Here is a 26,712-nt window from a genome sequence, read left to right as displayed (position 1 = left end):
ATCACGCTGCTCCATCGAGGTAGGACGCAATAATCCGCTGCATTTGTCGGGCATCGGGCGTCGCGCCGCGCAATGCGTGCCGAATGTAGAAGCCATCGATCAGTGCGGCAACGCCTTCGGCCGTGTCATGTGCAGCATCTCCGAAATCTGGCTTCAGCGCATGGACAAGGTTCGAGCGCAGCCGTCGGATATAGATCGACAAAAGCCGAGCCGCCTCTGGCTCAGTCTGCGCATACACATAAAATTGCAGCCAGGCTGAAACCGTCTGCGCGGCAAACTGCTCCGCATCCAGACTGGCCGCCACAATCGCCTCGACCCGCTCGCGCGGTGTGGCCGCAACGGCAAGGCGCGCGCGGACCGAGTTTCCGTATGCCGTCAGGATGTAGCGCATCGCGGCAGAAAAAATGCGTTGCTTGGAACCGAAATAGTGATGCGCCAAAGCGGATGACATGCCCGCCCGTCGCGCGATCTGAGCAACGGAGACGTCTAGCGAGCCTGCGGCACCGACCTCGGCAACCGTCGCCTGGACCAACGCAGCCCTGCGCGGGGCTTCCATTCCAACCTTTGGCATTTGTTCGCTCTCCACCTACACTACGCTTGCAAAAACCAGTTGAACCGTTTTGATTGACTCGTCAATCAACAAAAAGACCGCAGGAGGTTTTCCGATGATCCGCACGATGACCAGTGCCCTTGCCCTTAGCCTAGTCGCCGGCGCTGCCCTCGCAGATGGCCATGCCGCTTGCGGCGAAGTGACATTCTCAGACGTGGGATGGACTGATATTACGGCGACCACCGCTGCGACTCAGGTCGTCCTTGAGGCCCTTGGATACGAAGTCGACGTGAAGCTTCTGTCTGTTCCCGTGACCTATGCATCCCTCGCAGAGGGTGACGTCGACGTATTCTTGGGTAACTGGATGCCGACGATGGAAGGTGACATCGCTTCCTATCGCGAGGCGGGCACCGTGGATACGGTCCGCGCGAACCTCGAAGGTGCGAAGTATACCCTGGCCGTCAACGCGGCAGCAGCAGCACTTGGGATTGCGGATTTCGCGGACATCGCGACCCATGCCGATGCATTGGACAGCGAAATTTACGGCATCGAACCCGGAAATGACGGCAACCGTCTGATCATGGATATGATCGCAGCAGACGCGTTTGGCCTGTCGGACTTCGAGGTGGTCGAAAGCTCCGAACAGGGGATGCTTGCCCAGGTTGACCGTAAGTCTGACCGTGATGAACCGATTGTCTTCCTCGGCTGGGAACCCCACCCGATGAATGCGAATTTCGAGATGTCTTATCTGACCGGCGGTGACGATTGGTTTGGCCCGAATCTGGGCGGCGCAACAGTCTTCACCAACACGACCGCCGGCTACGTCGAGACCTGCCCGAATGTTGGCGCGCTGCTGACGAACCTCGCCTTCTCCCTTGAGATGGAAAACGAGATCATGGGCGCAATCCTCAACGATGGCGAAAGCCCCGATGAAGCTGCCACCGCATGGCTTCAGGCTAACCCGGCCATTCTGACCGGATGGCTCGACGGCGTGACGACCCTGGATGGCGGAGATGCCATGGCCTCCGTCAACGAAGCGCTGGGCCTCTGATTTGACTGGGCGCCCCGTAAGAGGGGCGTCCGACCACACTTCCCCTCAAACATATTAGGCAGGTGCGCACTTGGACTGGCTGACCGAAAACAAGATCCCCGTGGGCAAGACCGCGCGGGACATGTTCGACTGGATGCGCGACAATCTGGGCTTTATTTTTGATGCCATTGCCGTCGCGATGGAAGCCTTGATCGATGGCCTGCTCTGGCTGTTTCAGACGCCACATCCGCTGATCATCATCGCGCTATTCGTTGGCCTGACATGGGCCATCCAGCGCAACTGGAAAACCTGTCTGCTGGTTCTGGTGGGATTCCTGTTCATTCTCAATCAGGACTACTGGGAAGAAACGACCGAAAGCCTCACACTTGTCCTTTCGGCCTGTGTGGTCTGCATGGGCATCGGTGTTCCGATTGGCATCGCTGCGGCACATCGGCCACGTCTGAACGCCGCGATGCGGCCAGTCCTCGACCTGATGCAGACGCTCCCAACCTTTGTATATCTTATCCCGGCAATCGTCTTTTTCGGGATCGGAATGGTGCCCGGATTGATTGCCACCGTGATCTTCGTACTGCCGGCACCCATCCGTCTGACGGCCCTTGGCGTGGCTTCAACACCGAAGGCGTTGCTGGAGGCCGCTGATGCCTTCGGCGCAACGGGCAGGCAAAAGCTATGGAAGGTTGAGTTGCCCTATGCGCTTCCGCAAATCATGGCTGGCCTGAACCAGACGATCATGCTCTCCCTCTCCATGGTTGTGATCGCGGCCCTTGTCGGGGCGGACGGGCTCGGCGTTCCCGTCGTGCGCGCTCTGAACACCGTGAATACCCAACTTGGGTTCGAGAGCGGCTTTGTCATCGTGGTTGTGGCGGTCCTGCTCGACCGGATGCTTCGGATCGGAAAGGACGAGAAATGAGTGCGGTTCGCTTCGACAACGTCAACATCGTCTTCGGGAATCGGCCGCAAGATGCACTTCCTCTCATGGATCAGGGGCTTGAACGGGCTGAAATTCAGGAGAGGACGGGCCAAATTCTAGGGGTCCACAACTGCGACCTTGATGTCGCACAGGGTGAAATCCTCGTTCTGATGGGGCTTTCCGGCTCGGGCAAGTCAACGCTGTTGCGCGCAGTCAACGGCCTGAACCCCGTCGTGCGCGGTTCCGTGACTGTCACCGACGGGGACTGGACGTGCAATGTCACTGGCGCAGCGACGCCGGACCTGAGACGTGTAAGACGTGAGTGCGTGTCGATGGTGTTTCAGCAATTCGGCCTGCTTCCATGGCGCAACGTTGCGGAGAATGTCGGCTTCGGTCTTGAGGTTTCTGGCCTGTCAAAGGAAGAGCGGTCAGAGAAGGTGCGCACGCAACTTGACCTTGTTGGCCTGACCGATTGGGCGGACCGAAAGGTGGGTGAGCTTTCGGGCGGCATGCAGCAGCGCGTCGGTCTTGCGCGCGCCTTCGCGACCCCGGCGCCGATTCTACTGATGGACGAACCCTTTTCCGCGCTCGACCCGCTGATCCGCACCCGGCTGCAGGACGAACTTTTGGAACTTCAGCAGCGCTTGGGACGGACAATTATCTTCGTGAGCCATGATCTGGATGAAGCTTTCAAACTGGGCGACCGGATCGCAATCATGGAAGGGGGACGGATCGTGCAATGCGGAACACCGCGCGACATTATCCGCAACCCAGTGAATGCCTATGTTCAGGATTTCGTTGCCCACATGAACCCGCTCGGCGTGTTGACCGCACAGGATGTGATGCAGCCGGGACAAGGAACTGGACCTGCCGTTGAACCGGACACGCCGCTCAGCGATATCATGGAGCAGCTCGCGGACGTGCCCGCGCTAACCGTCGTGGATGGTGGCGAAACAGTTGGTGTCGTAACGGCGCACGACACGCTGCAATCCTTGAATCGCTAGACCGCCCTCAGCGCCGCGCGACGGGTCAACACCTGACGGCGGACAAAGGCGAAGATGAACATGGCGGTTAGGATCAGCACGATCGTCGGCGCCGGTGCGCTGTTGAGAAAGAAGCTGGCATACGTCCCGGCCACCATGGCGAACATGCAGATTATAACGGACACCCACAGCATCCGCGCAAAAGTCCGAACCAGCAGAAATGCAATCGCCCCCGGCGCAATCAACAGGCCGATGGCGAGGATCAGGCCAACGGCGCTTAGCGTCGCGACAATTGTCAATGAGAGGGCAGCGAGCAAGCCATAGTGCAGCCACCCAACAGCCAAGCCAGAGGCCCGCGCCTGTGCTGGGTCAAAGCTGTGCAGCAACAAGTCGCGCCACTTCATCACAAGAGCACCGCCAACCAACACAGCTATGATACCGGCTGTCCAAAGCTCCGCCCGATCGACTCCCAACATGTTGCCGAACAGGATGTGGTCCAGATGCATGCTCGTTTCGATTGAAGTGTACAGGACTAGACCGACACCAAACATGCCGGAAAACACCACCCCCATGACGGTGTCCTGTTTCACCCGGCTGTTCTCGGCCAGATAGCCTGTTGCAACCGCGCAGGTCATACCCGCCACAAAAGCACCGATAAGCAAGGGAAGGCCAAGTATGTAGGCCAACACGATTCCGGGCAGCACCGCATGGCTAACCGCGTCCCCCATCAGCGCCCATCCCTTCATCACGAGAAAGCAAGAGAGCAGGGCCGTTGGTATCGAAACGATCAGGGAGATCAGGAACGCGTTCTGCATGAACGGAAACCGAAACGGAAGAAGGAGCCACTCCAGTTCCATCAGGCTGCCCCCGCCCCGATGTCTCGCAAGGCGGCCCGCGCCTTTCGTTTTTGCGCCAGAAGACCATGCTTTGGCGCGAGAACGAAGGCGAGCAGGAAAACAAGTGTCTGAAGACTGACGATGACACCACCCGTCGCGCCGTCCACGAAATAGCTGAGATAGGCCCCGAAGAAACTTGTAACGGCCCCAATCGTGACAGAGGTGACAATCAACCGCGGAAACCGGTCGCAGAGCAGGTACGCCGTCGCACCCGGCGTTACGACCATCGCAATCACCAGAAATGCGCCAACGGTCTGCATGGCCGCGACGACGGATGCCGACAGCAAGATGAAAAAGACGGCCTTCAGGAGTTGAGGGCGCAGACCGATGGTTCTGGCATGGCTCTCATCAAAGAACGTCACCATCAGATCCTTCCATTTCGCGAGCAGTACGATCAGTGAGACAAACCCGATGATCGCCAGCTGAAGCGTATCCTCTGGCGTGATCGCAAGGATGTTGCCCATGGTTATCGTCTGTATGGAAACCGAAATCGGATTAATGGAAATCAGGAAAAGACCTAGTCCGAAGAAACTGGTGAAGATCAGGCCGATGACAACGTCCACTTTCAGCCCAGAGCGTTCGGAGAGGAACAGCATCGCACCTGCCGCCAATCCCCCCGCCAGGAACGCCCCCAAGGCGAAGGGCAAGCCCAGCATATAGGCCCCGGCCACGCCCGGCACGACCGAATGGGAGAGCGCGTCCCCAATTAGCGACCAACCTTTCAGCATCAGATATGCAGACAGAAAGGCGCAAACCGTGCCAACCAAGGCCGACACCCACATCGCGTTCGTCATGTAGCCGTAGCTGAACGGCTCGACCAAAAGATCGATCACGTCTTTGGTTCCGTGATCTGGGTCTTGTCGCCATATTGAACGAAAGGCCGCTCATCATCGGTAAAGATCGTGACGGCACGCGCATCCTCATCATCGTGCAAGGCCTCACCGCCCAGCGTGAAGTGACGCAACACGCCGCCAAATGCGGCCTCAAGGTTTTCCCGGGTGAACGTCGTTTCGGTCGGTCCGTGGCTTAACACCGTCCCCTTGACGAGGACCGTGCGATCACAGAACTCAGGGACCGAGCCAAGGTTGTGCGTGGAGACAAGCATAACGCGGCCTTCCGCCCGCAACTCCCCCAACAGAGCGATGATCTGCTCTTCTGTCGTCACATCGACGCCCGTGAACGGCTCATCAAGCAGGATCACCTGGCCGTTTTGCGCAAGCGCGCGGGCAAGAAAGACCCTCTTGCGCTGCCCCCCCGATAACTCACCGATCTGACGATGTCGGTAGTCCTGCATATTGACGCGTTTCAGCGCCTGCTCAACGGCAGCATGATCTGCGGTGCGTGGGCGACGCAAAAAGCCCATATGCCCGTATCGCCCCATCATCACCACATCTTCGACCAGCACCGGGAAGGTCCAGTCGACCTCCTCCGATTGTGGAACATAGGCAACGAGGTTTTTGCTGAGGGCCTGCTTCACGCTCTGCCCCAGTACCTCGATCTTTCCTGAAGATGCTGGGACAAAGCCCATGATCGCTTTGAACAGGGTCGATTTGCCCGCGCCGTTCACACCAACCAAGGCGGTCACTGTACCGCGCGGTATCTCGAAGCTCGCATTCCAAAGGGCGGTATGCCCATTGCGATAGGTCACCGTCACGTCCCGAGCCAGCAGCCCAGCGCCTTCGCGCGCCACTGGCGCCGTCGCTTTAACATTATCCTGCTGGTCTTTGGGCATCGGGTTCAGGCTCTCAAGTTCATGTCACAGCATCAATCAACCGCATCCAAAAGACCCGCGGTGACCGTGCTTACCGTGACTCGCAGCAAATCAAGGTAGGTGGGCACCGGGCCATCAGGCTCACTCAATGAATCGACATAGAGCACTCCGCCATAGTCGACACCGGTTTCACGAGCGACTTGTTCGGCGGGGGCCGTGTTCACAGTGCTTTCACAGAAGACGACCGGAATAGCGTTTTCCCTCACGCCATCGATCACGCTGCGCACCTGCTGAGGTGTCCCTACCTGATCGGCATTCATCGGCCAGAGATAAAGTTCCTGAAGCCCGAAATCACGCGCGAGATAGCTGAATGCCCCCTCACATGTCACCAGCCAACGCTGGCCCTCAGGCACCTGCGCAATTGCCGCCCGCAGTGGCTCAAGCGTTGCGCGCAATTCAGCGCGATAGGATTCCGCGTTCGCACGGTAGGTTGCGGCGTTGTCAGGATCGTTGGCGATAAAAGCCGCTTCGATGTTGTCGATATAGATCAATGCATTATCGAGACCCATCCACGCGTGGGGGTTGGGCAACCCCTCGTAGCTGCCCGATCCGATCGCAATGGGATCAATGCCGTCGGTCAGGGTGACCGATGGAACATCACCGAGGTTGTTGAGGAACTGCTCGAACCAAAGTTCGAGGTTAAGGCCATTCCACAGGATCAGATCCGCATCGAATGCTGCGACAATATCCTGCGGCGTCGGCTCATATCCGTGGATCTCAGCCCCAGGCTTGGTGACGGACACGACATCTGCCGCATCACCGGCAACGTTTGACGCCATGTCGGCCAGGACAGTGAATGTTGTCACCACTTTCATCCGATCATCGGCAAATGCGATGCCAGCAGACAGGGTCAGGGCAAGGGAACATGCAGAAACGCGCGCAATCATTCAGCAACTCCAGTCGAATCCTAATACATCGAGGCATCATTAATGCAAACCATTCTCAATAGTCAATCTTATTGCGAGGCGTTCTCAATAACCAAATAGCGACAAATCGTCCTGCAACTAGCGCAAACAGAGCGCTCGAAGGATTGCGACGCGATGTTGTGATTGAGTGGCGCACCCATCAGGATTCGAACCTGAGACCTCTGCCTTCGGAGGGCAGCGCTCTATCCAGCTGAGCTATGGGTGCGTCGGTCCCGCTCTTACTGTAAGCCGGGGGGGAGCGCAAATTGTTCTTTGGGGATCACTATGAGCTTCAATATTCTGATGGTGATACAATCTGGCCGCCTAAGCGCCGAGGCTGTCCTCGCCTTGGCCAGCTTGCGTGAGGTCGGCACGGACGAGACCCGGATTACACTGGCCGAGCCGCAACCCGGGCCGCTATGGGCAACGGATCCACGTATCTCTGATCCTGAAATACGCAGTTTCCTGACAGAGCGTGGCGCGCGTATCGTGCCCCTGCGCAGCCAGCATTTCGGCAGTTCGTATCCACATGGAAACAAAATTGAAGCGCTCAATCTGCTGCCAGCCGACGAACCCTTCATCTTCTTCGACACAGACACCCTGTTTTTGAACGACCCGCTGGTGCTGGAAACGGATTTCACCACTCCAACCGCGTCGCTGCGGCGCAGCCCGTCGTGGCCGAAGATTGAGACTGAAGATGAGCGCGCGCAAATCTGGAAAAGCCTCTACACGCGCTTTGGGTTGGAAATGCCGGTTGATCCAGCTCGGTCAAAATCCGATTGGCAGCGCATCCCCTACTATAATGCAGGTTGGATCCTGGGGCCGTGCCCGCATCGGTTTCAGAGCCGCTTCCTCAGATACGCTACTGAGATCAAAGCGCGCCCTGGCGTTGAGCTAACGGGGCAAAGCCTTGACCCGTGGCTCGATCAGATTGCTCTACCGCTCGCGATTGCGGCCGAGGGTGGGCACACGCGCGGTGTGACAGGGCTAGATGAACACATCAGTTGTCACTACCGCACCCTACCGCTCCTCTTCGCGCGAGAGGATGCGCATGTGGTCGAAACTGTGACCCGCGTTGCAGCCCGAAACAGAACGAAGAAGCTGCTGAAGCGGCATCCCGCCTTTCACCAAATGCTCTATCGCGGCGGCAGCGCGCGCGTTCAGGCACTCTTTGCCGAAGGGGCACCGACCGATGAAGCAGATCTGCGGAAGCGATTGCGCGCGGCTGGTCTTTGGATGCGGTAGCGCTATTGGGGCGACCGCACCTTGATCATCCGCCCCAGGAATGCACCAGCAAAGATATGGACGTGCAGATGCGGCACCTCCTGATGTCCATCAGGCCCAGCATTGGACAGCATCCGGTACCCTTGGCCTGCATCCGGCGTGACGCCCATCATCTGTGCGACCTTGCCGACTGCGCGCACATAGTCGGCAATCTCCGCTTCCGACGCTTCGGAGGCAAAATGATCAAAAGTCACATAGGGCCCCTTCGGGATCACCAGAACGTGTTGAGGGGCCTGGGGGTTAATATCCTCGAACGCAAGCGAATGGTCAGTCTCGAGAACGGTCTTGTTCGGAATCTCACCCCGCAGAATCTTCGCGAAGATGTTCTGTTCATCATAGCTATAGGCCATCGAAGCCTCCTTCAGTCTGTCAGGTTCACATTCTGCGCAATGTCGTCGGCATCCGATTGCGGAAGATCCGCAAACCGCGCGATCTGCTCTGATATCTGGGCTGGGCCATCTTCGGGCCCAATTGAGTAGAAGTGCAACAGGTCGAGGTCTCGCAACGCCTCGCTCTCATCTACAAACTGGCGAGCGAGCGTTGCGACCAGATCTCCGGCATTTTCAACACGAACCATGCGATCCGCCAACCCAACTCGATGCGCGTGGCCCATCAGGTATTCTGCATCGACCTTGGTCTGGATCTCTAACACCCGCAGACTGCACCGATCCGCGTTGAGATCGCGCAGAACGTCGATGTTCGACGGGTCGAGGCAGATCACCAACCGGTCCGCTTCATGATACTCAAAGAGCAACCGCATGACGGCACGCCTGTGCCTGCCCCGTTTCTCGCGCGTGCTTTCGATCCCCCCTAGATGAGGCAGCACGCCAACATCTTCATCAAACACATAGCCAAGCGACACCGGCCCGCTGGCATTGCGTAGTGCGGCTATGAAGCGTTTGCCGAGGTGATACTTTTTGCACACCACGACCATGACAGTCTGCCCGCGCCCGATCTGCCCCCCGCGCTCCCACATGCGCGGCATGCTTCGTGCGCCAACACGGCCGCGGCTCGTCACATACTCATACAATGTGCCAAATGCGCCCGATACAGCCGTAACCGTCGCACCGCTCGCATAGTGTTCGTAGAGGTCCTGCCTGAAAGCTGGCGCGGTCGCTGAGATTTTACGTGCGAACAAGGCGTCCTGCCGCAACAGAAGGTCCTTGTGGTCAGAATGGAGCACCAAAGGCAGGCCGTAGTCAGAAAAGGCCCGAAACGTGAGAATTTTTCCCGAAATCTGCTCCCGCGGAATGAGGTGCGGAACAAGGGTTTGAAAAAACGTCTCGTCCGGTATCCACGTGGTAGAGAAGAAGCGGATAATATCCTTTCGCTTCCGCAACAGCGCTAGGATCTTGTCGACAGTTGACCGGCGCAACACACACCATTGAGAACCAATGCGGATCTCCAGACCTTTGGGCAGATCCCGCTTAAGTTTCAGCTCTCGCTGAATTTTCAGCATGCCGTAGAACAATGGCTTGTTACGACGCTCATTGAAGAAGTGGCGATAGATCAGCCGATCTTCCTTCAAGCCAGTCTTGATCCAGTTGCTCTTGAAGAAATCGTGGTTCTCAACAAAGTCCATGTCATGGGTTGCGAGGTAGTCCGCGATCTGACGGCGCGATTTGATCGGCAGGCAATCGCCCGAGATGAAATAGAAGTGCGTGGCATCCTCAAAGGCAGTTCGCGCAGCTTCGATCCCGTTGAGCGTCGCGCGCACCAGCGACCACTCTCCCCAACCACATTTCACACGCTTCGCAAAAACGACCCTCTCTTCGCCCGCCAGCGCGTCGCGAACCTTTGCATGCATTCCATCCGCGGCATTCAGATCAATATGGAGGGATACGTAGTCGCCCTGCCCCGTCAGTGCGCGCGCCTGTTCGATCACCCCGTCCGGGTTGGCATGACACAACAGGATATAGGCGATCCGAACCACGGGCAGACCTCACGATACCGACGTGTTTTCTTGACAGGTTGAGACGAAAGCGACAAGCACCAGCATACTTCAAACGAGAGCCGAGGTCGGATCATGCCATTTCCCGGTGTCTGGATGACGCAAAGCAATTCGATGATCTACCGCGTCGTGCCCAAATGCGCGTGCTCGACGATCGGGCAGATCATGTACCATTCCGATCATGGTCGTTTTTTCGACGGCGACATCCACGACGCCAAAGATGGACTGCACAAATGGGCCCTCGAGGACAGTCAGCCCGTCATCTCTGCCGCCGTTCCGGCCCAACAGATCTACACATTCACGGCCGTTCGCAATCCATGGAGCCGGGTGCTGAGTTCGTTCTTCGACAAGATCGCCGGCATTCAGCGCAACGGCAAACGGTATCGCGGCAACCTGGTCCCGATGCTGACACAGCGATATGGAGTTGAGGTCGAAGGCGACTTTGACCAGATCCAAAGCTTCCGCCGTTTTCTGATGTTCGTGCGTGACACCATTCGGTTCCGCAAACCAATGGACCCCGACATTCATTGGTCTGCATGTTCAGGCCATGTCTCGACCCTGATCCGCAATGGCGGTCGCTATGACCTGATCTTCCCGACCGAGAAGTTCAACGAAGGTATGAGCGACGTTCTAAAGCACGTCAGCGTCCCACATGCCATCGATCTAGAGGCTATGCCGCGCTTCAACGAAAGCGCCGGTCACGGACCCAAACAGGCCCATCCCATCGAAGACTATTTCGATGATCTGTCGATTTTCATGATGCATGACATCTATCGCCGCGATTTCAATCTGTTCAAATACAGCAAGAACCCGAACCGGAATCCGCCTGTAAAGGAAATGGACCTCGATGAAATTCATGCCAAGTTGGGGAAGTAGGAAGAGCGCGCCCGACTGGCCCGATCTCGCCGAAATTGACTATGCCACGAAGCGTCTTCGCGGTCGGATTGTGGCGACACCAACGCTCGACCTGACACAAGCAGCACTGAAACCCATTTTTCCAGACGGCGCGCGTATCAGCATCAAGCTAGAGCTGTTTCAGCAAGCCGGATCATTCAAGGCGCGGGGCGCTCTGCTTTCTGTCGATGCGCTATCAGATACCGCGCGCGAAAGCGGCATTACGGCCGCATCCGGCGGCAACCATGCGTTGGCCGTCAGTTGGGCAGCTGCGGCAGCGGGCGTGTCAGCCCGCGTTCACATGCCCCGCGCAACCGATCCGGCACGACTGAACGGATGCCGGGACCTCGGCGCAGAAATCACACTACACGATGATATTGCAGCAGCTTTTGCGGCTATGCAGCGCGATGTAGAGGCTGGTCTTAGCGCTATTCATCCGTTTGAGGGGCGACCGATGACGTTGGGTGCGGCCACCTGTGGTTATGAGATCACGAATGCCCGACCAGATCTGGATGCCATCATTGTCCCGGTGGGTGGCGGAGGGCTGATCTCCGGAGTGGCCCGTGCGGTCAAGCTCTTCGCCAACGGTTGTGAAGTGATCGGGGTAGAACCCCAAGGCGCCGACAGCATCACACGATCCCGTGCCTCTGGTGCACCTGTTACTTTGGACAGGGTCGACACTGTCGCTGACAGCCTGGGGGCACCTTACGCGATGCCTTATTCCTTCGGTCTGATCGAAGAACACGTCGATGACATGGTCACCTTGCCAGACAGTGCGCTGATCGATGCGATGGTGACGATGCGCGATCAGCTCAAACTCGTTGCAGAGCCTGCGTGCGCTGCGAGCTTCGCGGCACTAACCGGTCCGCTGAGAGAGCGTTTTGCCGGAAAGAATGTTGCCATTATTGCGTGCGGCTCAAACATCTCGGCAGCGCGTTTTGAGAGTATCACCGCACGCGGTTAGCTCTAAATTTCAAAGCGACCTTCGGCGATTGCGGCGTCAACCTCTTTAAGCAGTGTTTCACAGTCAGGGTCGTGAATCCGCAGATGCGCGAACTGGGATACGATGTTCGCAAGATAGTCGCGGCTAGACCCCAGAAATCCAACGCCGGTCGCAGCCATCCGAACCTGGTCGGCTCGCGCAATCGAACTGTCCATCAGGTCAGAGTTATGATCGGCAAGGAACGTGAGTGCGCTGACCTGCTCATTGCCAATTCGCACAGGGACAAAGAGCGCGTGATAGCCGGGACCAACCATCTCGCGTTGAAACAGTACCTGTGTTTCTGACTCGACCTGATCCTCGGCGATGCGGAAGACCAGCCCCTCGCACCCTTCGCCGTCGTCAAGCGCGGCCATCAGGCCCGGACGCTCCGCCGTGCCGCGCCCGCCCTTGCTGTCAACGAGGATGAAGCGTCTGGCATGCGAGGGCGCAAATCCACGGCGCACCTCTGCGAACAGCAGAGCTGGATCCCACATCAACGATCCATAGGCAAAGACCCAAAGATCGCCAAAATGATTGCGCAAAGCTTCTTTGCGCAATGTCTCCCGCTCCTGATCACTGCGCAGCCAGGGCCGGATACTCTCTGGCTCTGGATGGCTGGCAAGAAGCGTCTCAACCGTCGCTGTTCGCCAAAACGAATCTTCCGCGGGCGTGATCAGATCCCTCAAACCCGGATGATGGCGAAAGGGATCAGGCGCCAGACTCAAAGACCGGCATTCGCAAACAAGGCCTTCATGTCAGCATGAGGTCGCGCACCCATGTGCGAGATGACTTCAGCAGCGGCGATGCAGCCCATTCGACCCGACTCTTCCAGGCTCCGACCGGTCGCAAGGCCATTGAGGAAACCGGCCGCAAATTGGTCGCCGGCCCCTGTCGCATCAACTGGCGTGACCTTGTTGACCGGAATATCGATGCGGTGACCGTTTTCGATCATTGCGACCGCATCACCTGAGCGCGTGCAGACGACAAGCGGACATGCGCGCGACGCGGCGGCCAAGGCATCATCCAGATCGTTGGCTTCGTAGAGTGTGCAGAACTCCGCTTCGTTCCCGATGACGAAATCCAGATCCTCAGCGACGAGCTTTTGGAAATCGGCCCGATGACGGTCAACGCAGAATGGATCGGACAGCGAGATACCGGCCTTACCGCCTGCCGTACGGGTCGCCTGCGCAGCTTTGCCAAAAGCGGATTTGCCTGCATCCTTGTCGTAGAGATATCCTTCGAGGAACAGGATTTCGGCCTCCGCCGCTACATCAGCATCAACATCCTCGGGTCCGACCTCGGACGAAATGCCCAGATAGGTGTTCATCGAGCGCTCGCCGTCGGGGCTGACGAAGATCATCGAACGAGAAGTAGGAAGCTCACCTTCAGACACAGGCTCGTTCGGGAAATCTGTACCGCCAGACTGCATGGCTTCTGCGTAGTAGCGCCCAAGGGCGTCATCGCGCACGCGGCCGATGAAGGCTGTCGAACGGCCCATATTGCCCAACCCGGCCAGCGTATTTGCGACCGAGCCACCCGCGGCCTGCACCCGGTTCTCCATCGCCGCATAGAGCGTCTCACCGCGCTCTTTCTCTACCAGCTGCATGATGCCTTTCTGAATGCCCATATGCTCCAGAAAGCTATCATCCGATTGGGTCAAGACATCGACAATTGCGTTGCCGATGCCGACAATCTGGTAACGTTTGGTCATGGCGTTTTCTCCTCGAAAGCGCAGTAATCATTGATAAGACAGTTGCCGCAATCGGGCTTGCGCGCCTTGCAGACATAACGACCGTGCAGGATCATCCAGTGGTGCGCGTGTTGCTGAAACTCGACAGGCACGTGATCTTCGATAGCACGCTCCACCGCCACGACATCCTTGCCAGGGGCGATACCGGACCGGTTGCCGAGCCTGTAGATATGCGTGTCCACAGCTTGCGCGGGATGCTTGAACCACATGTTGAGCACTACATTGGCCGTTTTGCGGCCGACACCCGGCAAACCTTCGAGCGCTGCGCGGGAAGACGGCACTTCTCCACCATAATCCTCGACAAGAATACGGCTGAGCTTCATGACGTTTTTCGCCTTGTTGCGATACAGCCCAATCGTCTTGATGTACTCAATCAGCGCGTCTTCGCCAAGATCCAGCATCTTCTGCGGTGTATCCGCGACCGCGAACAGGCCACGGGTGGCCCTGTTTACACCCTTGTCTGTCGCCTGCGCTGACAGAGCAACCGCGACGACGAGTGTATAGACATTCACATGTTCCAGCTCGCCCTCCGGCTCCGCGCAATCGTCGCGGAAGCGCGAAAAGATCGCGTGCATCTGTTGATATGGAAGCTGCTTGGCCATTGAACCCGTGTTTGGCACAGCCATGCATGGGCGGGCAAGGCACCTAAATCACGTATTGTGAGGAGGCGGCCCCCACACAGCACCGCCTCCTCGCGCGGGTCACCAAAGCCGATCTGGTTCAGCTTTGCTGGGCGACCCGAACCCACTCCTGGATCAGCGCTTGGTTGGCCGCGACCCAATCCTCAACGACAAATTCCATGCCAATCTCCTTGACCTGCGCAAGGAAGATCAGCTCGGTCATCTGTTCTGCCTCCACACCGAATTGGCTCAACAAAGTTGCGATCTGCGGATGAGAGTCGCGCAAGCGCGTGGCATAGGCGATTTGGACATTTTTGATCACGCTGGCCGATGCAATATTGCTCTCTTCAAGCCAGTTCTCACTGTCTTCGGGCGACACCAAGGTATAGTTTTCCGGATCGTGTGGCGGTTCTTCGAGCATGGTGAGATAGTCGTAGGCGAACCAGCTGTGCGGCTGATAGCAATAGAACGCCACCGGCTGGCGGGCTGCGAGGGCGTCGAACAGGATCGCCTGCCATTCAGCCTCGCCCATCACCACAGTATCAAGCTGTGACGTGAGATCGTAGCCATCTGCCTTAGCCAACATGACCTGTTGACTGACCCATCCATCGGCACCGACCCAAAGATCGCCGCGCCCGTCCCCATTGATGTCAAAGATGTCTCTGCCACGATCGGAGATCAGATCCTCGACACGGCTAATTCCATAGTCCTCGACAACATAGGTCGGGACACACATACCATCTACGCCACGATAGTTGGTCCCTGACAGGGCGATCGTACCAGCCTCTTGTCCGGGACCGACCCAGCGGATTTGATTGGGCATCCAGCTGTCTGCATGGATGTCATAGGTCGACGGCTCTGCAACCATACCGTCATAGATTTCACCGTTGCTGCCCGGCACGCGCTCAACTTCAACATCGAAGTTATCTTCGATCACCCGTTCCAGGATGAGCGAGATAAGTTCTCCTGAAAACCAGCTTGGCTGCCCGATACGTATTGGATCGGCGCTCTGCGCCTGTGCAGCGCTTACTGAGAGTAGGATGCCGAATAGAAGTGTGGGCGTTCGCATAGCTATCCTCGCTTTCGGCACATTCACCTGCTGCGATCAATCAGCGGGTGAGCATGCCAATCAGAAAATTGGTTCGATTCTGCCCCCAAGGCTGAGGGTGAACCGCACCACCCACCGCGACAATGCGATGAGTTCTGCAATGCGATAGATGCACTATTGATTTACGGAAACTTCCGACGGCTGTTGCCGATCGTACCGACTCTTTCATTTCGGAAAGAGTGGGTACGAATTGCCAAGTAGGCTCGAGAAAGCGGCGGCTCGATCAGCCCTGCCGTGCCCCGGCAACCCAATCGTCAATGAGCGGCTGATTGACTGCGATCCAGTCCTCGACCACGAACTCGAGCCCGATTTCCTTGACCTGGGCCAGGAAGATCAGTTCGGTCATCGCTTCACCGGACACACCAAATTGGGAGAGGAAGCCAGCGACTTCGGGATGACTGTCACGCAGCCGGGTCGCGTAGGTGATCTGGACATCTTTTATGTCATCTGCCGAAGTGATGTTACTTTCCGCGATCCAGTTCTCACTCTCTTCTGGCGAAACCAACTGCCAGTTCGCAGGATCGTGCGGAGGCTCTTCGAGGACGGTGATGTAGTCATACGCAAACCAGACATGGGGCTGGTAACAATAGAATGCGACGGGTTCGCGCGCGGCCATCCGGTCGAACAGGATTTCCTGCCAGTCCCCTTCCGACATCAACATGGGCGTCAATTCGGCGGAGAGGCCGTAGCCCTCCATCTTGACTTGCATAACGCGGGTTGAGCCCCATCCTTCTGCCCCGATCCAGATATCGCCCCGACCATCCGCATCGATGTCGAAGATTTCCCGCCCACGTTCAGAGATCAGGTCATCTACCGACCTGATATCATATTGCTCCGAGACGTATTGCGGCACGCACATCGCATCGACACCGGGATATGCGCTTTGCGACAGCGCCATGGTTCCCGCCGCGACCGCCGGGTTGACCCAGCTTGCGTGATTGGGCATCCAGGTATCGGTATGGATATCGACGGTAGGCGTGTCCGCGACCATGCCGCCGAACAGTTCGGGGTTCGAACCCGGGACAAGCTCAACCGCTACGTCGAACTCCGCCTCAATCACGTTGGCGAGAATCTTTGCAATAAGTTCGCCCGCAAACCAATTGGGCTGTCCAATGCGGATCGGATCCGGCGACTGCGCACTTGCAGACGTTGCGGACAATAGGCTGAGCGTTAGCAGAGTGGGGAGGCGCATCTTGATCTCGCTGGGATCGGGCAAAGGGTGAAACCCCAGCCACAGGCGTTGCATCACGGCGAGACCATTGAAAAACCGGCCAGCTCAAGGCGCGTCCCCACACGCGCCTGAGCCGAAGCCGGTTGAACCCGGCCCACATCCGGACCAACGCCTCGACATAGTTCACGCTAGCCGCGCCAGCCGAGACGATTTGGCCTAGATTGGGCCGAGGGGGCGCAAATCGACTAAATTCAGATCAAATTTGCGCCAATTTGCCCTCAGAGGGTTTCGACACCCGAGAACCATCCATTGATCTTCTCTTCGTTCAGAACGATCCAGTCCTGCACGGCAAGCTCGATTGACATGCCCTTCATGTCGATCATGAACATGAACTCAGTGATGTCGTCGTTCGTCAGACCGAAATTTGCAAGGAATGGTGCGATTTCCGGATGAGCATCGGCAATGGCTGTCGCGTATCCGATCTGAACCGTACTCAGTTCCTCGGCCGTTCGGATAGTCGACTCTTCCAGCCAGTTGTCGCTGTCGCCGGGAAGCACGAGGGTATACTCATCCTCCCCGAACTCTGGCTCTTCGATATACTCGATATACTCCATCGCAAACCAGCTCATCGGCTCATAGCATGCAAAGACAACATGCTCGCGATTGGCAAAGGCGGCATAGAGGTCTTCCTGATAGTCGCCTTCGCCCGCAATGACAGGCTCATAAGAATCGCGCAGGCCATAATCGCGCAGTTTGATCTGCCCGACCGCACTCATCTGCCAGCCTTCGCCGCCGACCCAGTAGGGAATATCCCCATCTCCATCAGGGTCCAGCCCTGCGATGACTTCGGAGCGCGCCATATCCTCGATGGTCCGCAGGCCCAGCGCATCGGCCGTGTAGCGCGGTGTGCACATACCGATACGGCCGTCATAGGTTGTGGTGGCCAGCGCAATGGCACCGTTTTCACGACCGTCTTCGACCCATTGCGCATGTCCTGGCATCCAGACATCTGCATGAACGTGATATGCGCCAGAATTGCTAGCAATCGCACCGAAGATTTCCGGATTGGTTCCGGCGGCGATCTCTACTTCGAGGTCGGTGCGCTGCTCGATGATGTCGTGCAAGACATTTGCGATGACCGTTCCGGAAAACCAGTTCGGCTCTCCGATGATGATGTCCTGAGCGGCGGCAGGCATCGCAGCTGCAGCGATCAGGATAGGAGTAGCGAAGCGAAGCATGTGGGGTGCCTCCTCAATAGATTTGCTCCCCGACAGTCGACCGCACGATTCGGGTCGAGATGCCGGTAATCCCAGTTTAACATGATTTTCCGTGCATTGAGAGGTTCAAATACGCCCCATGGTTGTCCAAAATTCGCAATTTGAGACTATCGCCGGAGTGATGCGACGGATCGAGGAGCGGCAGGAAGACCCCGCCTCTCTTGACGAACTGGCGGAACTTGCTGGTCTCAGCCCGTCCCATTTCCAACGCGTGTTCAGCCAATGGGTTGGGGTGAGCCCGAAGCGTTACGAGCAATATTTGCGCCTCGATCATGCCAGAACCTTGCTCGCCAACCGGCACACAGTACTAGACGCAACCTACGCCGCGGGGCTGTCGGGCCCGGGGCGCTTGCACGACCTGTTCGTACGTTGGGAAGCCATGGCACCTGGCGAATATGCAACTGGCGGCGAAGGGCTCTCATTAAATTACGGCTGGTTCGACACGCCATTCGGCGACGCGCTGGCCGTTGCTTCGGGTCGGGGCTTGTGCGGGCTTGCCTTCACTTCTGAGATAGGCCGGGAACCGGCACTTACGGAAATGACAAAACGCTGGCCCAACGCGACGTTGCGGGAAGATGCCTCGGCGCCACGTCCCCATGTCGAGGCTGCGTTCACCTCGGGAAAGGCCGAATTGCACGTGATTGGCGCGCCGTTTCAAATCAAAGTGTGGGAAGCCCTCCTTCGCATCCCAAGTGGTCATGTCTCAACATATGGAGACATTGCTGGCGCGATCGGCTCCCCGAAAGCAGTGCGCGCCGTTGGAACAGCGGTTGGTCGTAACCCGATCGGCGTTCTGATCCCCTGTCATCGCGCGATCAGGAAGTCCGGGGAACTGGGCGGCTATCACTGGGGCACACCTGTCAAACGCGCTGTGCTTGCCTGGGAATCAGCTCGGCTGGAGGCGGCGGAGGTTGCCTGACGTCTTGTCCTACTTCGCCCGAGCAGGCACGGTATAGTAATGACAGAGACTTCTACAGAACCGCAGGGGCGACTGGCCCTGCAAACGATCGCGATGCCCGCAGATACCAATGCGAATGGTGATATTTTTGGCGGGTGGCTGATGGCACAGATGGACCTTGGTTCATCCGTGCTGGCCCGCACACGTGCGCGCGGCCGCGTCGCGACGGTGGCTGTCGAGGGGATGACTTTCCTGAAACCAGTCCATGTCGGCGACCTTGTTTCGATCCATGCCGAGATGTTGCGAGAGGGAAATACTTCGATGCGCATCGGGGTCGAGGTTTGGGTTACACGTCAACCTGAAGGTGTTCGGTTGAAGATGACAGAAGGCATTTTCACCTTCGTGGCCGTAGATGAAACCGGCGCGAAACGCCCGCTGCCTGAGGAGGTCTGACACATGCGTGCACTTTGCATCGCCCTTCCATTCGTCATCGCAACATCTGCCGTGGCACAGGATATCGTTCCGTCAATCGCCCGCGTCATTGGCGTTGCGGAAGGGGACGTTCTGAATATGCGGGCAGGACCAGACGCGTCAGATGAGATTGTGGGCGCATTTCCGCCCGATGCCGATGGAATTGAGATCACCGCCTACACGCCCGACGGCCGTTGGGCCCGAGTGAACGCGGATGAGTGGAGCGGCTGGGTCGCAGCACGCTTCCTAGCGCCCTCAGACCTGCCAACGTTTCTGAGCTGCTTTGGAACCGAACCGTTCTGGAGCATCGACCTCTACGGCCCCGATGGCGGCATATGGTCAACACCGGAAGGTGAATTTTCCCCAACAACCAGCGAGGTGCTGACCCGCACTGTCGATGTAGACATGCGCGAAACACTTATCGCACTTTACGAGGATCGCCGCATTACCGTCACAAGCTTTCCGGAGACTGCATGCTCTGATGGAATGTCAGACAAGCTCTTCGCCCTCGGCGCGAGTGCCATCATTCAATATGATGAAGGCTGGGGTGAGGTTTGGTCCGGGTGCTGCACGATGGTCGCTGACTGAGCTGGTCGGCTCTGTCACATAGCGTTCCGGCGCGCCTCAACTAAAAGATCCATGGCGGCCATGCGAACGGCGACCCCCATTTCAACCTGTTCCTGAATGACCGACCGGTTGATGTCGTCGGCAATTTCGCCGTCAATCTCAACGCCACGGTTCATTGGACCGGGATGCATCACAATTGCATCGGGCTTGGCATGTCCCAGCTTCTCGGCGTTTAGGCCAAAACGATGGAAGTACTCCCGTTCGGACGGAATGAAGCCGCCGTCCATACGTTCCCGTTGAAGCCGCAACATCATGACGACATCTGCATCCGCCAACCCCGCGGCCATGTCGTCTGTGACTTCCACACCGAATTTTTCGATCCCCGGCGGCATCAGCGTTCGTGGGCCGACAAGCCGAACACGGTTCTCCATCTTGCCCAGCAAGATGATGTTGGACCGGGCGACACGGCTATGCGCAATGTCTCCGCAAATCGCAATCGTCAGCCGCCGCAGCCGCCCCTTCCGCCGTCGGATCGTCAAAGCGTCCAGCAATGCCTGTGTTGGATGTTCATGCCGACCATCGCCCGCATTCAGAACAGCGCAATTCACTTTCTGGCTCAACAGATTCACGGCCCCCGAGTTGGGGTGGCGGACCACCAAAAGATCGGGATGCATGGCATTCAAGGTCAGGGCAGTGTCGATCAGCGTTTCACCTTTTTTGATCGAGCTGGCTTGCATCGCCATGTTCATGACATCAGCCCCCAAACGTTTGCCGGCAATCTCAAAACTTGCCTGCGTCCGGGTGGAGTTCTCGAAAAACATATTGATCTGCGTGAGACCAGTAAGCTGTTCGGAATGTTTTGAGCCACTCCGCGACTGATCCACGAATTGCTCTGCACGATCGAGGATTGCGGTGATTTCGGCCGGGTTGAGCGGCGCGATTCCCAACAGGTGCTGTTGCTGAAACATCCTAAATCCTCCGGCTGACCGGCTTGCTTATGGCAACAGCCTGTCCACGCGGCAAGGGTTCGGCGCGCGAATGCGTCGAATTGGGAACGTCTATGGGGGAGTGCTGGGCATATCCCGGATCATTCCGATCAATTCGCCGAGCCGATCCTGACCGCGACGCAAGCAACACATTCCCGCAGCCCGCGTCCCGATGCGAGATGGGACCAATCGGCGCGTGGGGGGCATGACGTCGATAAACGGCAGCACGTCAGTTTGGCGGAGAACTGCGCACTAGGGAGTAAACACATGACCAACCAACCCACATGGTTGGTGGGCGCAATTGCGGTCGCGGCCACACTTGCCCCACAGATTACCCATGCCGCCTGTGACCCGGGCGAGGAATTGATCCGCTTTAGTCACGTCACCGCCGAAAGCGGTCATCCGAAAGGGGAAGCAGCAACACTGCTTGCCAACCGCATCAACACCGAACTGGATGGGCGTGCGTGCATGGAGGTGTATCCGCGCTCCTCCCTGTTCAACGACGATGATGTGCTGGATGCAATGCTCAGAGGCGACGTAGAGATGGCCGCGCCATCCCTGTCGAAATTCGAAGCCTATACACTGGCGTTTCGCATATTTGATCTTCCGTTCCTGTTCGAAGACATTCTCGCAGTTGAGGAATTTCAGGCCTCTCCACAGGGTCAGGAAATGCTGCTTGCCATGTCAGATCAGGGCCTCTTGGGCTTGGGATTCTGGCATAATGGGATGAAGCAAATCAGTGCGAATGTGCCGCTGGAACGTCCGTCTGATGCGGAAGGCTTGATGTTTCGGATCCAACCTTCCGCCGTGATTGCTGCACAGATCGCGGCGCTGGGCGCCGAAAGTCAGGCAATGCCGTTCAGCCAAGTCTTTGACGCGCTTGAAAGCGGTCAGGTCGATGCTCAGCAGAACACCTGGTCCAACATCTACACGCAGGGCTTTTATCTCGTGCAGGACGGCATCACCGAAACCAATCACGGCATCATCGATTATCTCGTCGTGACCTCATCCGATTGGTGGCAAGGGCTTGATGACGGGCTAAGGGCGGAGCTCGAACAGATCATTCTCGAAGTCACGCATGAGCGTAACCGCTTCGCCTTCGAACTGGGGGAGCTGGCCCGCATGCGTGTTCGGCAGGATGGCGGCGTGATCCGCAGACTCGACGACGCCGCGCGCGAAGAATGGGTCGCGGCCTTTGCGCCCGTCTGGGATCAGTTCCGTGATGAAATCGGCAGCGATCTGATTGCCGCGGCGCAGGCCGCCGAAGGGGGTATCTGACGTCCGGCGTTTCGGGCCGGTCCTTCCCCCGGCCCGTCTACTGCAGGTCAACTGGTCTGATCTGCGGTTACAGGAGGGAGTGCGGTGTGGGGCCGCCTCCCTCCACTTTTTGTCAGTTTCGCCCCGCCATCACGCCACCATCAACGGGCAGGATTGTCCCGGTGATCCAGTCCGCCTCGTCCGAGGCAAGGAACAGCTGCGCGGCGACGACATCACGCGCCTGCCCGTTCCGGCCCCAAGGGTGGAATGCGTTGAAGCCGTCAAGCACGCCAGCCACGTCCTCCTGCGGAATGAACGTGCCGTATACGTCTGTCTCCACCACCGCTGGCGCCACGGTGTTGATCCGAATCTTGTGCTCCGCCAGTTCCAACGCAAGGTTCTTGGTAAGCTGGTGAACCCCCGCATTTGCTGCGGAATATGCTGCAGACGGGGTCGCACCAATCGCCTGTAGCGCCCACATCGATCCAGTTTGAACGATAACCCCGCCACCGCGGTGGATCATGGCTTTGGCTGCTGCTTGGGCCGCAAAGAATTTCCCGCGCAGGATGATATTTAGGAACCGGTCGTATTCCTCAACACTTTGCTCAAGGAAAGGTTTGGGCGCGAAAATCCCGGCATTGTTCACCAGAATATCCAGCCCGCCAAAGGCGTCCACCGCCATATCAACTGCTGCCTGCGCAACGCCCGTCTCACCGATATCGCCGGCTGCAATGCGCACATTGTCGCCATTCGGATCAATGATACCTGCCGCGCGTTGCAGTTTCTCCGCATCGCGGCCCGTGATCACGACGGAAGCGCCTTCGCCGACCAGGCGTTGTGCTGCCTCACGCCCAATTCCGGAACCACCGCCGGTGACAAGCGCCACTTTGTTTTCAAATCGCATCTAAGCCTCCTGATTCTACCTAGTAGCAGGTAGATTACTTGCCCATTGCGATCACATGCACAACCCCCTATCTACCACATGGTAAAGAGGTGACATGACGGTATCGACGGCAGATCGGTTGAGAGAAACAGCCCAACGGCTGATCCAAACCCATGGCTATAACGGTTTCAGCTTTCGGGACTTGGCGACTGAAATTGGAATCAAGAGCGCGAGCATCCACTACCATTTCCCCACCAAAGGGGACCTCGCGCGTGACGTGGCGCAGCAATACAGAAAGAAATTCGCGGATCGGCTAGAGCAAATTCTGCAAGATCATGACGACCTTCCGGCCCGGCTCGCAGCCTATTCCGAGTGCTTTTCAGAGACGCTTAGAAACGGCAACCGCCTGTGCCTGTGTGGAATGCTTGCGAGTGAAAGCGACACACTCCCCCCGAAGGTGCACGATGAAGCCCGCTTGTTCTTTGCTGAGCAGGTCGCATGGCTCGAATTGGTAATCGCCGATGATGGCCCTCAATCGGACGAAACGCGCCAGTTTGCGGCCACCTATCTGTCTGCGCTCGAAGGCGCGATGATGATTGCCCGAGCAACGGGGGAAACAGACCGGATCGCACGCACATCAGCACAGCTGATCGATATGCACCTCAAGGGGCGCAACTAGCGCTCCGTATTCATGCCCCGTTGACAGCACAGGGTCCCGCCCCCATTTTCCCGGCCCAACGCAGACCAGTTCGGTCAAGGGAGTAGTTACATGGCAGTTGTCGTCGTCGAGTCGCCCGCAAAGGCAAAGACGATCAACAAGTATCTGGGGGACGACTATACCGTTCTGGCCAGCTATGGACACGTGCGCGACCTCCCGCCAAAGGATGGATCCGTCGACACCGAAAACGATTTCGAGATGAAATGGGAGGTCGCCTCAACCTCCCAAAAGCATGTCCGCGCGATTGTCGATGCGCTCAAGGACGATGACAAGCTCATCCTCGCAACCGACCCTGATCGTGAGGGTGAGGCGATTTCTTGGCACTTGCAGGAGGCACTGACAAAGCGCCGCGCGATCAAGAAATCCACGGCCGTCGAGCGTGTCGTCTTCAACGCGATCACAAAGACCGCCGTGACCGAGGCAATGAAAAACCCCCGCCAGGTCGATATGGAGCTGGTCGAGGCCTACCTGGCCCGCCGTGCGCTGGACTATCTCGTAGGGTTCAACCTGTCCCCGGTCCTGTGGCGCAAGTTGCCAGGGTCGAAGTCCGCAGGCCGGGTGCAATCCGTCACGCTGCGCCTGATCGTTGAGCGTGAGATGGAAATCGAGGCCTTCAAGCCCCGGGAATATTGGTCCGTCAAAGCGCTGCTTACGACACCGCGCGGGCAGGAATTCGAAACCCGCCTGACCGTGCTCGGCGGCAAGAAGCTCGACAAGTTCGATATCGCGACTGGAGAGGCTGCCGAACTGGCGGTCGCAGCAATCCAATCCCGTGATCTTTCCGTGCAGAGTGTCGAGGCCAAGCCTGGCACACGCAATCCTGCCGCACCCTTCATGACGTCGACCCTGCAACAAGAGGCAAGCCGCAAATTCTCGTGGGGCGCACGCCAGACCATGCAGGTCGCCCAGCGCCTCTACGAGGCCGGGCACATCACCTATATGCGGACCGACGGGATCGACATGGCACCCGAAGCCGTTGAGGGTGCACGCGCCGCTATCAAGGATCGCTATGGTGACAGCTATCTTCCCAGCGAACCCCGCATCTACAAGAACAAGGCGAAGAACGCGCAGGAAGCGCACGAATGTATTCGCCCGACCGATCTGTCCAAAGCGCCCGCCGACCTCGGCAGCTTAGAGCCCGACCATCGCAAGCTCTACGATCTGATCTGGAAACGCTCCATCGCTTCACAGATGTCGAGCGCACGTCTCGAGCGCACGACGGTTGATGTCGGCTCCGCTGATGGGGAGGTGATGCTGCGCGCCACGGGGCAGGTGGTGAAGTTCGACGGCTTCCTCAAGGTCTATGAGGAGGGTCGCGACGACGTGGATGAGGAGGACGGCAAGCGTCTGCCTCAGATCGCCGAAGGCGATGCGCTTACAAAGAAATCCGTTTCTCCCGAGCAGCATTTCACCCAACCCCCGCCCCGCTACACCGAGGCCACGCTGGTCAAGCGGATGGAAGAACTGGGGATCGGACGTCCCTCGACCTATGCCTCGATCGTTACGACGATTCAGGATCGCGGTTATGTGGTGAAGGACAAGAACCGCCTGATCCCGCAGGACAAGGGACGTCTGGTGACGGCCTTCCTCGAAAATTATTTCCGCCGCTATGTGAGCTACGACTTCACCGCGAAGCTGGAAGAAGAACTCGACCACGTGTCCGCTGGCGAGGCGGAGTACAAGGCACTGCTTGAACGGTTTTGGACCGACTTCAAAGCCGCGATTGATGAAACTGCGGAACTGCGCATCACGGATGTGCTCGAAAAGATCAATGAAGTGCTGGAGCCGCACCTCTTTCCCGCCAAGGAAGACGGCTCGGATCCACGCCTGTGCCCCAACTGCGGTGCGGGGCGGTTAAGCATGCGAACCGCCCGATCCGGCGGTGCATTCATCGGCTGCTCCAACTACCCCGAATGCCGCTACACCCGCCCGCTGGCGGGTGATGTGGAGGGCGGCGACGTTCTCGGCCCCGATGGGAAGCTGCTGGGCCATGACGATCAAGGCGTGCCAGTGTCCCTGCGCACTGGTCGCTTTGGGCCCTACGTCCAGCTTGGCGAACCGACCGAGGAAGCCCCCAAGCCCAAGCGCGCAAGCATCCCCAAGGGCACCGAGCTTGATCAGGTCACGCTGGAAATGGCGCTTCCGCTTCTCGCCCTGCCCCGCTTTATCGGCAAGCATCCCGATGGCGGCGATATCGAGACCAATATCGGCCGCTTCGGCCCCTATGTAATGCTGACCGAGCCATTGCCCGATAACGCGAAGGCCAAGGACAAACCGAAGAAAGTGTATGCCAACCTCGCCGATCCCGAAGAGGTTCACACGATCGGCCTGAACCGGGCGGTTGATCTGATCGAGCAAAAGAAGCTCAATCCGGGGCGTCGCGCTGCTGCGGCCGAACCTCTCAAGACACTTGGTGATCACCCGGACGGTGGTGCGGTGAACGTCATGAAGGGACGCTACGGCCCCTATGTGAAGTGGGAGAAAGTGAATGCCACGCTTCCCAAGGACGTTGAGCCTGAGAGCGTGACCCTCGAACAGGCACTCGTCTGGATCGAGGAAAAGGCTGGCAAGTCCAAGAAGAAGGCTCCCGCCAAGAAGAAAGCCACCGCGAAGAAACCTGCGGCCAAAAAGAAAGCCCCGGCCAAGAAGGCTTCTTCGAAGAAAACGGCAGAGCAATAGCAAAGCGCCGCTGTTTCTGCGTCACGCCCCTGAAAATTCAGTCAGGATGCCACCGGCGCGGCATCCTGGCACAAATTGCCATTAGATCCGAAACCAACCACGCCGTTTTGCGTTGATCCTGCACCAACTCATTTTGGTGAAAGGATTTTA

General features: G+C 58.0%; 27 protein-coding genes and 1 tRNA gene. 12 read left to right on the top strand and 16 right to left on the bottom strand.

The window, feature by feature from the left end; genetic code table 11:
- Position 1 precedes the first annotated feature (1 nt).
- On the bottom strand, positions 2-571 hold the full coding sequence (gene betI / locus POI8812_RS03605) for a choline-binding transcriptional repressor BetI (RefSeq protein WP_108781138.1): 570 nt from the start codon (positions 569-571) through the stop codon (positions 2-4).
- 94 nt (positions 572-665) lie between these two features.
- Here betI and choX point away from each other — a divergent pair, with 94 nt between their 5' ends.
- The 3 genes from choX to choV all read left to right on the top strand — a co-directional run bounded on the left by choX (position 666) and on the right by choV (position 3,515).
- Complete coding sequence (gene choX / locus POI8812_RS03600; RefSeq protein ID WP_108781137.1) at positions 666-1,601, top strand: choline ABC transporter substrate-binding protein; 936 nt, start codon at positions 666-668, stop codon at positions 1,599-1,601.
- 70 nt (positions 1,602-1,671) lie between these two features.
- Entirely contained in the window at positions 1,672-2,511 is an 840-nt protein-coding gene (gene choW, locus POI8812_RS03595; protein WP_108781136.1) for a choline ABC transporter permease subunit, read from the top strand.
- On the top strand, positions 2,508-3,515 hold the full coding sequence (gene choV, locus POI8812_RS03590) for a choline ABC transporter ATP-binding protein (RefSeq protein WP_108781135.1): 1,008 nt from the start codon (positions 2,508-2,510) through the stop codon (positions 3,513-3,515). Before choW ends, choV begins: the two co-directional genes overlap by 4 nt.
- Here the strand turns inward: choV and POI8812_RS03585 are convergent.
- The 5 genes from POI8812_RS03585 to POI8812_RS03565 form a co-directional block, all read right to left on the bottom strand.
- Positions 3,512-4,351, bottom strand: a complete 840-nt coding sequence (locus POI8812_RS03585) for a metal ABC transporter permease (RefSeq protein WP_108781134.1) — start codon at positions 4,349-4,351, stop codon at positions 3,512-3,514. The two genes, choV and POI8812_RS03585, sit on opposite strands and share 4 nt — an antisense overlap.
- A complete protein-coding gene (locus POI8812_RS03580) occupies positions 4,351-5,220 on the bottom strand; it encodes a metal ABC transporter permease (protein WP_108781508.1) in 870 nt (289 codons plus the stop codon). Before POI8812_RS03580 ends, POI8812_RS03585 begins: the two co-directional genes overlap by 1 nt.
- Positions 5,220-6,122 (bottom strand): manganese/iron ABC transporter ATP-binding protein, encoded by a 903-nt coding sequence (locus tag POI8812_RS03575; RefSeq protein ID WP_108781133.1) that lies wholly within the window; start codon positions 6,120-6,122, stop codon positions 5,220-5,222. Before POI8812_RS03575 ends, POI8812_RS03580 begins: the two co-directional genes overlap by 1 nt.
- Positions 6,123-6,154: 32 nt before the next feature.
- On the bottom strand, positions 6,155-7,048 hold the full coding sequence (locus POI8812_RS03570) for a metal ABC transporter substrate-binding protein (RefSeq protein WP_108781132.1): 894 nt from the start codon (positions 7,046-7,048) through the stop codon (positions 6,155-6,157).
- 167 nt (positions 7,049-7,215) lie between these two features.
- Positions 7,216-7,292: transfer RNA gene (locus POI8812_RS03565), tRNA-Arg, on the bottom strand.
- Positions 7,293-7,351: 59 nt separating this feature from the next.
- Between POI8812_RS03565 and POI8812_RS03560 the strand changes: the two genes are divergently transcribed.
- Positions 7,352-8,311 carry a GT-B fold glycosyltransferase domain-containing protein gene (locus POI8812_RS03560; RefSeq protein ID WP_108781131.1) on the top strand — a complete coding sequence of 320 codons (960 nt, stop codon included), beginning with the start codon at positions 7,352-7,354 and terminating at the stop codon, positions 8,309-8,311.
- Between the two features lie 2 nt (positions 8,312-8,313).
- Here the strand turns inward: POI8812_RS03560 and POI8812_RS03555 are convergent, their stop codons facing one another.
- Positions 8,314-8,700 (bottom strand): histidine triad nucleotide-binding protein, encoded by a 387-nt coding sequence (locus POI8812_RS03555; protein ID WP_108781130.1) that lies wholly within the window; start codon positions 8,698-8,700, stop codon positions 8,314-8,316.
- Between the two features lie 11 nt (positions 8,701-8,711).
- Positions 8,712-10,283: a DUF5928 domain-containing protein gene (locus POI8812_RS03550; RefSeq protein ID WP_162844873.1), complete on the bottom strand. Its 1,572-nt coding sequence runs from the start codon at positions 10,281-10,283 to the stop codon at positions 8,712-8,714.
- 93 nt (positions 10,284-10,376) lie between these two features.
- On the opposite strand from POI8812_RS03550, the gene POI8812_RS03545 reads away from it, so the two are divergent.
- Together POI8812_RS03545 and POI8812_RS03540 are read left to right on the top strand one after the other, a co-directional pair.
- Positions 10,377-11,177 (top strand): sulfotransferase family protein, encoded by an 801-nt coding sequence (locus tag POI8812_RS03545; protein WP_108781128.1) that lies wholly within the window; start codon positions 10,377-10,379, stop codon positions 11,175-11,177.
- Entirely contained in the window at positions 11,149-12,159 is a 1,011-nt protein-coding gene (locus tag POI8812_RS03540; protein ID WP_245895238.1) for a threonine ammonia-lyase, read from the top strand. The genes POI8812_RS03545 and POI8812_RS03540 overlap by 29 nt, the downstream gene beginning before the upstream one ends.
- Positions 12,160-12,161: 2 nt before the next feature.
- Here the strand turns inward: POI8812_RS03540 and POI8812_RS03535 are convergent, their stop codons facing one another.
- The 6 genes from POI8812_RS03535 to POI8812_RS03510 all read right to left on the bottom strand — a co-directional run bounded on the left by POI8812_RS03535 (position 12,162) and on the right by POI8812_RS03510 (position 18,064).
- Positions 12,162-12,902: a gamma-glutamylcyclotransferase gene (locus POI8812_RS03535; RefSeq protein ID WP_108781127.1), complete on the bottom strand. Its 741-nt coding sequence runs from the start codon at positions 12,900-12,902 to the stop codon at positions 12,162-12,164.
- The gene (locus tag POI8812_RS03530; protein WP_108781126.1) at positions 12,899-13,888 is read right to left on the bottom strand and encodes an adenosine kinase; all 990 of its coding nucleotides are present in this window, start codon (positions 13,886-13,888) and stop codon (positions 12,899-12,901) included. The genes POI8812_RS03535 and POI8812_RS03530 overlap by 4 nt, the downstream gene beginning before the upstream one ends.
- The gene (gene nth / locus POI8812_RS03525; RefSeq protein ID WP_108781506.1) at positions 13,885-14,529 is read right to left on the bottom strand and encodes an endonuclease III; all 645 of its coding nucleotides are present in this window, start codon (positions 14,527-14,529) and stop codon (positions 13,885-13,887) included. Before nth ends, POI8812_RS03530 begins: the two co-directional genes overlap by 4 nt.
- Positions 14,530-14,647: 118 nt before the next feature.
- Complete coding sequence (locus tag POI8812_RS03520; RefSeq protein WP_108781125.1) at positions 14,648-15,616, bottom strand: glycine betaine ABC transporter substrate-binding protein; 969 nt, start codon at positions 15,614-15,616, stop codon at positions 14,648-14,650.
- 262 nt (positions 15,617-15,878) lie between these two features.
- Positions 15,879-16,847: a glycine betaine ABC transporter substrate-binding protein gene (locus POI8812_RS03515; RefSeq protein ID WP_162844872.1), complete on the bottom strand. Its 969-nt coding sequence runs from the start codon at positions 16,845-16,847 to the stop codon at positions 15,879-15,881.
- 257 nt (positions 16,848-17,104) lie between these two features.
- A complete protein-coding gene (locus POI8812_RS03510; RefSeq protein WP_108781123.1) occupies positions 17,105-18,064 on the bottom strand; it encodes a glycine betaine ABC transporter substrate-binding protein in 960 nt (319 codons plus the stop codon).
- A 160-nt stretch (positions 18,065-18,224) separates the two neighbouring features.
- On the opposite strand from POI8812_RS03510, the gene POI8812_RS03505 reads away from it, so the two are divergent.
- From POI8812_RS03505 to POI8812_RS03495, 3 genes are read left to right on the top strand one after another with little or no spacing between them, the layout of a single operon-like run.
- The gene (locus POI8812_RS03505; protein ID WP_245895268.1) at positions 18,225-19,022 is read left to right on the top strand and encodes a methylated-DNA--[protein]-cysteine S-methyltransferase; all 798 of its coding nucleotides are present in this window, start codon (positions 18,225-18,227) and stop codon (positions 19,020-19,022) included.
- Positions 19,023-19,061: 39 nt separating this feature from the next.
- On the top strand, positions 19,062-19,454 hold the full coding sequence (gene yciA / locus POI8812_RS03500; protein ID WP_108781121.1) for an acyl-CoA thioester hydrolase YciA: 393 nt from the start codon (positions 19,062-19,064) through the stop codon (positions 19,452-19,454).
- Between the two features lie 3 nt (positions 19,455-19,457).
- Complete coding sequence (locus POI8812_RS03495) at positions 19,458-20,060, top strand: SH3 domain-containing protein (RefSeq protein ID WP_108781120.1); 603 nt, start codon at positions 19,458-19,460, stop codon at positions 20,058-20,060.
- A 14-nt stretch (positions 20,061-20,074) separates the two neighbouring features.
- On the opposite strand, the gene POI8812_RS03490 is transcribed toward POI8812_RS03495, so the two are convergent.
- Positions 20,075-21,007, bottom strand: coding sequence for an aspartate carbamoyltransferase catalytic subunit (locus POI8812_RS03490; protein WP_108781119.1), 933 nt, complete (start codon positions 21,005-21,007; stop codon positions 20,075-20,077).
- A gap of 285 nt (positions 21,008-21,292) precedes the next feature.
- Here POI8812_RS03490 and POI8812_RS03485 point away from each other — a divergent pair, with 285 nt between their 5' ends.
- Positions 21,293-22,303 carry a DctP family TRAP transporter solute-binding subunit gene (locus POI8812_RS03485; RefSeq protein WP_108781118.1) on the top strand — a complete coding sequence of 337 codons (1,011 nt, stop codon included), beginning with the start codon at positions 21,293-21,295 and terminating at the stop codon, positions 22,301-22,303.
- A gap of 112 nt (positions 22,304-22,415) precedes the next feature.
- Here POI8812_RS03485 and POI8812_RS03480 read toward each other — a convergent pair whose 3' ends face one another.
- The gene (locus POI8812_RS03480; protein ID WP_108781117.1) at positions 22,416-23,186 is read right to left on the bottom strand and encodes an SDR family NAD(P)-dependent oxidoreductase; all 771 of its coding nucleotides are present in this window, start codon (positions 23,184-23,186) and stop codon (positions 22,416-22,418) included.
- Positions 23,187-23,280: 94 nt separating this feature from the next.
- Here POI8812_RS03480 and POI8812_RS03475 point away from each other — a divergent pair, with 94 nt between their 5' ends.
- Both POI8812_RS03475 and topA read left to right on the top strand, forming a co-directional pair.
- A complete protein-coding gene (locus POI8812_RS03475) occupies positions 23,281-23,844 on the top strand; it encodes a TetR/AcrR family transcriptional regulator (RefSeq protein WP_108781116.1) in 564 nt (187 codons plus the stop codon).
- Between the two features lie 90 nt (positions 23,845-23,934).
- Positions 23,935-26,562, top strand: coding sequence for a type I DNA topoisomerase (gene topA, locus POI8812_RS03470; protein WP_108781115.1), 2,628 nt, complete (start codon positions 23,935-23,937; stop codon positions 26,560-26,562).
- Positions 26,563-26,712: the final 150 nt, after the last annotated feature.

Source organism: Pontivivens insulae (assembly GCF_900302495.1).
GTDB classification, from domain to species: domain Bacteria; phylum Pseudomonadota; class Alphaproteobacteria; order Rhodobacterales; family Rhodobacteraceae; genus Pontivivens; species Pontivivens insulae.
This window is presented reverse-complemented; position numbering and strand designations above follow the sequence as displayed.